A 6,447-nucleotide genomic window follows, 5' to 3' on the forward strand; every position below is an offset into this window, starting at 1 on the left:
AATATTCGCAAAGGACCCGACCATGAAAGATCTTCTCGGCCTGATGGGCAAGGCGAAGGAAATGCAGGCCAAGTTCCAGGCCATGCAGGACGAGATCGCCACGCTGGAAGCATCCGGCCAGGCTGGCGGCGGCCTGGTTAACGTGACGCTGACCGGAAAATTCGAGATGAAGTCGCTGAAGATCGACCCGTCCTTGTTCAAGGAGGACGATGTCGAGATCCTGGAGGACCTGATTCTCGCCGCCCACAATGACGCCAAGACCAAGGTCGAGCAGATCATGCAGGAAAAGACCAAGGCGCTGACTGCCGGACTGCCGATCCCGCCAGGAATGAAACTGCCCTTCTAGCGTTCAGTGGCAGCATGCCATGACCGAAGAGCCGTCCGAAAGACTGATCGAGCAGCGTATCCGCAACCGGATCTACGAGATTCTGGAAATCCTGGCCGATTGCGATGCGGGCGTCGATCTCGTCGGCATCAAGGGTTATTTCGATCTGTTCGAGGATTTCGTGCATCGCCCGTCGATCGAGGCCGGCACGTCGGCGCTTTCGCGGGAGGAACGCGCGATCGTGCTGGAGATCGCCGAATTCCTCGAGGCGGCCTGCGAGACAAATCCCGACTTCACCAAGGCTGAGTTCATCGAAAGCGATTGGCCGGGAAAGATCGCCCCGACGGCCAGGGATGCGCGGGAATTGTTCCTCGACAGAGGGCTGTTTTCCGAGAAAGTCGAAGAGGTCGAGCCTGGCCAGCCAACCGCGGTGCCGGCCGCGCGCTAGCCGGGAAAAACCATGCATTTGTGCCCATTTGGCAACAGTGCCTCATTAATAACGTTTTAGCCATCATTTTGCCTGAAAGTGTCTCATTCTTGCCGCAGCCTGGGGGCGGGCATCGAAGTGAGAGGGTTACCTGTTGATTGCCACGCGATGGAAGACGCCGCTGTTGCTCGGCGTCGTTACGTCTCCCCTGTTCTTGGCCGCTTGCAGTCAGACCACTTCGCACGGCATGTCCGTGGCAAGCCTGACCGACGCCATAACGCCGAGTTTCCTGAGCTCGCGGGCCTACAGCCACACGCCGAAGGACAAGGAATGCCTGGAGAGGGCGATGTTCTTCGAGTCCAACCGGTCGAGCCGCGACGGCATGATCGCGGTCGGCACGGTGGTGATGAATCGGCTGCGCTCCGGCAACCACGGCAGCACCATCTGCGAGGTCGTGGGCGAGCGCGGGCAGTTCGCGCCGGGCGTCATGACCCGGCCAATGAATTCGCGGGCGATGCCCGATGTCGAGGAAGCCGCCGACGCGGTGCTCAAGGGCGAGCGCAAGGCCAAGCTCAAGAACACGATGTATTTCCACACCGCCGGGCTGCGGTTCCCCTACAAGAACATGCACTACACCATGGTTGCCGGCGGCAATGCCTTCTACGAGAAGCGCGGCCGCAACTGGCAGCCGCTGCCGGATGAGCCGACGGTCGCCATCGCCTCGGCCGCAACGCCATCCCCTGTGCCGGCCGTGCTTGTCGCTTCCGCGGACCCGGCGCTTCCGGCCAAGACGTCTGTCCGTACCGCTACTGCGCAACAGGCCTTTATGACTGCCTCGGTCGAACCGGCAAATCAGCCCAGGACGGCGACCGCCCGCACCGCCCCTGCCCAGCAGACCTATGTGACCGCATCCGCGGCGCCGACGGCAAAGTCGGCGCGCGTCTCGGCCAAGCCGATAGTGGTGGCGATGCAGGAGCCGATGGAAGAGCCGGATGCCGCCCGTTTTGGTGGAACGTTGAACAAAAGGGTCATCAGCTCGGTCCAGAACGCGCCGCAGGAGGCGTCGATGGGGTTCCAGTCGACGCCGGATGACACCGACGCCATCGGCGCGATGATTGTGAGCCAGAGCCGGCCGCTCGAAGCCAACTGATCCGCACTCCAGGGTCCGCCAGGGTAATATGGCGGGTCGTGCGGATGCGGGATGTTCCAAAGCGCTCTGAAAAATCCTAGATCAGAGCGATGTCCAAGCGAATCGCCGGTCCCGAGATCGAACGCCTGATCCAGCTCCTGGCCAAGGTGCCGGGGTTGGGTCCCCGTTCGGCCAGGCGCGCCGCGCTTCATCTGATCAAGAAGAAGGAGCAGCTGTTGTCGCCGCTCGCCGCCGCCATGGGCGAGGCGGCCGAAAAGGTGCGCATCTGCTCGACCTGCGGCAATGTCGATACGTCGGACCCCTGCATGATCTGTACCGATCCGCGCCGTGACGCCGCTACCATCATTGTCGTCGAGGACGTCTCCGACCTGTGGGCGCTCGAACGGGCGGCGGCGATGAATGTGCGCTACCACGTGCTCGGCGGCACGCTGTCGCCGCTCGACGGCATCGGCCCCGATCAGCTCAACATCCGCTCGCTGATCGACCGCGTCGCCGGCGGGGAGGTCAAGGAGGTCATCATCGCCGTCAACGCGACGGTGGAGGGCCAGACGACCGCGCACTACCTCACCGACCAGCTGTCCGGCTTCGACATCAAGGTGACACGCCTTGCGCATGGCGTGCCGGTTGGTGGTGAACTCGACTATCTCGACGAGGGCACGCTGGCTGCGGCGTTGCGCTCGCGGACGGCGTTTTGACGCAATTGGCGGGCAGGGGATGCAGATGGTTCCTGCTTTTGTGAAATCGACCCTCGTCTTTCTCTGCCTCGCCTTCGCGGTGACGGTCTCGACCGCTCCGGCGTCAGCCGCCAGGATCGACGATCAGTTCCGCGCCTGGCTGCAGAACGACCTGTGGCCGCAAGCCAAGGCGAAGGGCATTTCCAAAAAGACCTTCGATGCCGCTTTCGATGGCATCAAGCCCAATCTGAAGTTGCCCGACCTGGTGAAGCCGGGCGAGAAGGCAACGACGCCGCAGAAGCAGCACCAGGCTGAGTTCGGCTCACCCGGCGCCTACTTCGCCGAAAAGACCATTGGCGCCGTCACCGCGGGCGGCCGCGCGCGCGAAGCCACGAATGCCAGGACGCTTGCTGCAATCGAAAAGCGCTATGGCGTGCCGGGCGAAGTGTTGCTGGCGATATGGGGCCGCGAGACCGGTTTCGGGGCCGCGAAGATGCCCTACGACGCCTTCGAGGTGCTGGGCACCAAGGCGTTCATATCGACCAAGAAGGATTTCTTTCGCACCGAGCTTCTGGCCGCGCTGGAAATCGTCGAACGCGGGCTGGCTCCCGTCGGTGCGATGAAATCATCCTGGGCCGGTGCGCTCGGCCAGTCGCAGTTCATGCCGACGTCGTTCCTGAAGCATGCGGTGGATTTCGATGGCGACGGCCGCGCCGACATCTGGAACTCGACACCAGACGTGCTGGCTTCGATCGCCAATTATCTCGTCCACTATGGCTGGGTGAGGGGGCGCGGCTGGGGGTTCGAGGTGACTGTTCCGGAGACCGTCTCCTGTTCGCTCGAAGGTCCGGACCAGGGCAAGAAGATTTCTGCGTGGGCGGCGATGGGCATCAAGCGCGTCGGCGGAAAAGCGTTTCCGGCGAGCGAACTGAAGGCCGAGGGTTTTCTGCTGATGCCGGCAGGGCGCAGCGGGCCAGCCTTTATCGCGACGCCCAATTTCTACGTGCTGAAGGAATACAACACCAGCGACCTCTACGCGCTGTTCATCGGCCATGGCGCCGATCGCATCGCCCATGGCGAAAGCAATTTTGCCGGCAATTGGGGCGCGGTCGGTGGGCTCTACCGCTCTGACATCGCCGCGCTGCAGCGGGCGTTGGAAGCCAAGGGCTACGATGTCGGCAGCGCCGACGGCCTGCCCGGCTTCAAGACCCGCCGCTCGATCGGCGCGTGGCAAGCCAAGAACGGCCGCGCCGCCACCTGTTTTCCCGACGCCGATCTCGTCGCGGTGCTTAAATAGGTTTGATATTAGCAGATTTTTCCCGACTGGCGGCACCAATTAGCCTGCTTGTGCGTCGACTCGCCATCGCTCATTCTGGTCCAATAGGCTGTCTTGAAAATGCTCGTTGCCGGCTTGGAAACCGCCGGATATGGTGTTGACCAACTGGACAAAAACCGCGACGGTAAGGGGATCGGAAGGCAGCAGTTTGGCCCCGAAAAGAATACTGCAGCCTGAGCCGGGAACTCAGGTCAACAAACCAACAAAACAGGGAACGATCACCATGATGATGGAAAAGTTTGCTCTACGCTCGCGCACCTTGCTTGCGGGCGCGGCGATCTCCGCGCTGCTCATTGGCGCGGCACCCGCCTTCGCCGTCACGCCCGCCGACACGCTGGTCGAGGGCTTCGCGATCGACGACATCATCTCCATGGATCCGGGCGAGGCGTTCGAACTGTCGACCGCAGAGGTCACCGGCAACACCTACGATCTGCTTGTCCGTCTCGACCTCAGCGACACCTCCAAGGTCAAGGGCGACCTCGCCGATAGCTGGAGTGTCTCCGACGACGGCCTGACCTACACGTTCAAGCTCAAGCCCGGCCTGAAATTCGCCTCGGGCAATCCGATCACGGCGGCCGACGTCGCCTATTCGTTCGAGCGCGCCGTCAAGCTGGACAAGAGCCCGGCCTTCATCATCGACCAGTTCGGCATCAGCGGCGACAACGTCACCGAAAAAGCCAAGGCCGTCGACGACACCACTTTCCAGTTCATCGTCGACAAGGCCTACGCGCCGAGCTTCGTGCTGAATTGTCTCTCGGCAACCGTTGCTTCGGTGGTCGATGCCAAGCTGGTCAAGGAACATGTCGCGGCAGTCACGCCGACCGCCGACTACAAATGGGACAATGATTTCGGCAATGCCTGGCTGAAGACCGGCTATGCCGGTTCCGGCGTCTTCAAGCTGCGCGAATGGCGTGCCAACGAGGCTGTTGTGCTGGAGCGCAACGACAATTACTACGGCGAGAAGGCCAAGCTTGCCCGCGTCATCTATCGCAACATGAAGGAAAGCTCGGCCCAGCGCCTGGCGCTCGAAGCCGGCGACATTGACGTTGCCCGCAACCTCGAGCCGAACGACCTCGACGCCATCGCCAAGAACGCCGATCTCACCACCACCAGCGCGCCGAAGGGTACCGTCTACTACATCAGCCTCAACCAGAAGAACCCGAACCTGGCCAAGCCCGAGGTTCGCCAGGCGTTCAAGTATCTGGTCGACTATGATGCGTTGAGCTCGACCATCCTCAAGGGCATTGGCGAGATCCACCAGACCTTCCTGCCCAAGGGCGTTCTGGGTGAACTGGACGAAAATCCGTTCAAGCTCGATGTCGCCAAGGCCAAGGAACTGCTGGCCAAGGCCGGCCTGCCTGACGGCTTCAGCGTAACCATGGACGTACGCACCGGCCAGCCGACGACCGGTATGGCGGAATCTATCCAGCAGACACTGGGACAGGCGGGCATCAAGCTGGAGATCATCCCCGGCGACGGCAAGCAGACGCTGACCAAATACCGCGCCCGCAACCACGACATCTATATCGGCCAGTGGGGCCAGGATTATTTCGATCCGAACTCCAACGCCCAGACCTTTGCCTCGAACCCGGACAATTCGGATGAAGGCAAGACCAAGACGCTTGCCTGGCGCAACGCATGGGACATTCCGGACCTGACCAAGGAGACGGAAGCGGCTCTGCTCGAGAAGGATTCGGCCAAGCGCGCTGCGACGTACCAGGACCTCGAGAAGAAGATCCTTGACACCAGTCCTTTCGTGGTCATCCACCAGCAGCTGGAAGTGGCCGGCCTGCGCAAGAACCTCAAGGGCTTCGCGCTCGGCCCGAGCTTCGACAGCAACTTCGTCGGGCCGGTCTCGAAAGAGTAACGCCCGCGGACGCGCCGCATGAGTGCGGTTGAAAACGAGGGCGGGCGCGGCAGCGCCCGCGCCGTCGCCCTTGCATCATTCATTGGCCGCTTCCTGGTCATCGCGATCACGACCTATCTTGGTCTTCTCGCGGTGACCTTCTTCATCGGCCGGGTCATCCCGATCGATCCGGTGCTGGCGGTGCTCGGCGACCGGGCGCCGGCCAATGTCGTCGAGCGCACGCGTCGCGAAATGGGTCTGGACCTGCCGCTGATCGAGCAGTTCTACATCTATGTGAAAAGCGCGCTGAACGGTGATTTCGGCACCTCGGTGCTGACCACCAATCCGGGGTGGGTTCAATAGGTCATTGCAACACCTTCTGTAGCCTATCGGCGGGCGTTTCGAAGTCCAGGATTTTTCGGGGGCGCTGATTGAGCCGCAGGGCAACGGCGTTGAGTTGGTCCTGCGAGACGTGGGAGAAGTTGGTAGCTCTGGGGAAATACTGCCTGAGCAGACCGTTGGTATTTTCGTTGCTGCCGCGCTGCCAGGGAAGGCGCGGATCGCAGAAGTAGACCTGTAGGTCGGTGGCAACGGTGAAGCTCTTGTGCCGAGCCATCTCCTTGCCCTGGTCCCATGTCAACGAGCGCCGCAACTCTTCGGGCAATGTGCTGATCTTCTCGGCGAGGGCC

Annotated in this window: 7 protein-coding genes and 1 pseudogene; 7 read left to right on the forward strand and 1 reads right to left on the reverse strand. The window is 62.0% G+C overall.

The genetic code is table 11. From position 1 onward, the window contains the following. The first annotated feature begins 22 nt into the window (after window positions 1–22). The 7 genes and pseudogenes from BLS48_RS27045 to BLS48_RS27075 form a co-directional block, all read left to right on the forward strand. Entirely contained in the window at window positions 23–346 is a 324-nt protein-coding gene (locus tag BLS48_RS27045; RefSeq protein ID WP_091584567.1) for a YbaB/EbfC family nucleoid-associated protein, read from the forward strand. Window positions 347–365: 19 nt separating this feature from the next. Continuing rightward, window positions 366–773 carry a hypothetical protein gene (locus BLS48_RS27050; RefSeq protein WP_091584569.1) on the forward strand — a complete coding sequence of 136 codons (408 nt, stop codon included), beginning with the start codon at window positions 366–368 and terminating at the stop codon, window positions 771–773. A gap of 133 nt (window positions 774–906) precedes the next feature. After that, entirely contained in the window at window positions 907–1,902 is a 996-nt protein-coding gene (locus tag BLS48_RS27055; RefSeq protein ID WP_091584571.1) for a cell wall hydrolase, read from the forward strand. A gap of 89 nt (window positions 1,903–1,991) precedes the next feature. Then, the gene (gene recR / locus BLS48_RS27060; RefSeq protein ID WP_091584573.1) at window positions 1,992–2,597 is read left to right on the forward strand and encodes a recombination mediator RecR; all 606 of its coding nucleotides are present in this window, start codon (window positions 1,992–1,994) and stop codon (window positions 2,595–2,597) included. Between the two features lie 25 nt (window positions 2,598–2,622). Continuing rightward, window positions 2,623–3,873 (forward strand): lytic murein transglycosylase, encoded by a 1,251-nt coding sequence (locus BLS48_RS27065; protein WP_244529915.1) that lies wholly within the window; start codon window positions 2,623–2,625, stop codon window positions 3,871–3,873. Window positions 3,874–4,135: 262 nt separating this feature from the next. Beyond that, entirely contained in the window at window positions 4,136–5,779 is a 1,644-nt protein-coding gene (locus BLS48_RS27070) for an ABC transporter substrate-binding protein (protein WP_091584575.1), read from the forward strand. A gap of 18 nt (window positions 5,780–5,797) precedes the next feature. Beyond that, window positions 5,798–6,106 (forward strand): annotated as a pseudogene (locus tag BLS48_RS27075) (ABC transporter permease); the annotation flags it as partial. Between the two features lie 16 nt (window positions 6,107–6,122). Here BLS48_RS27075 and BLS48_RS27080 read toward each other — a convergent pair. Then, window positions 6,123–6,447, reverse strand: a 325-nt coding sequence (locus BLS48_RS27080; protein ID WP_143019514.1) for an IS30 family transposase, incomplete at its 5' end; no start/stop codon positions are given.

This window comes from Mesorhizobium qingshengii (assembly GCF_900103325.1).
Lineage (GTDB): Bacteria > Pseudomonadota > Alphaproteobacteria > Rhizobiales > Rhizobiaceae > Mesorhizobium > Mesorhizobium qingshengii.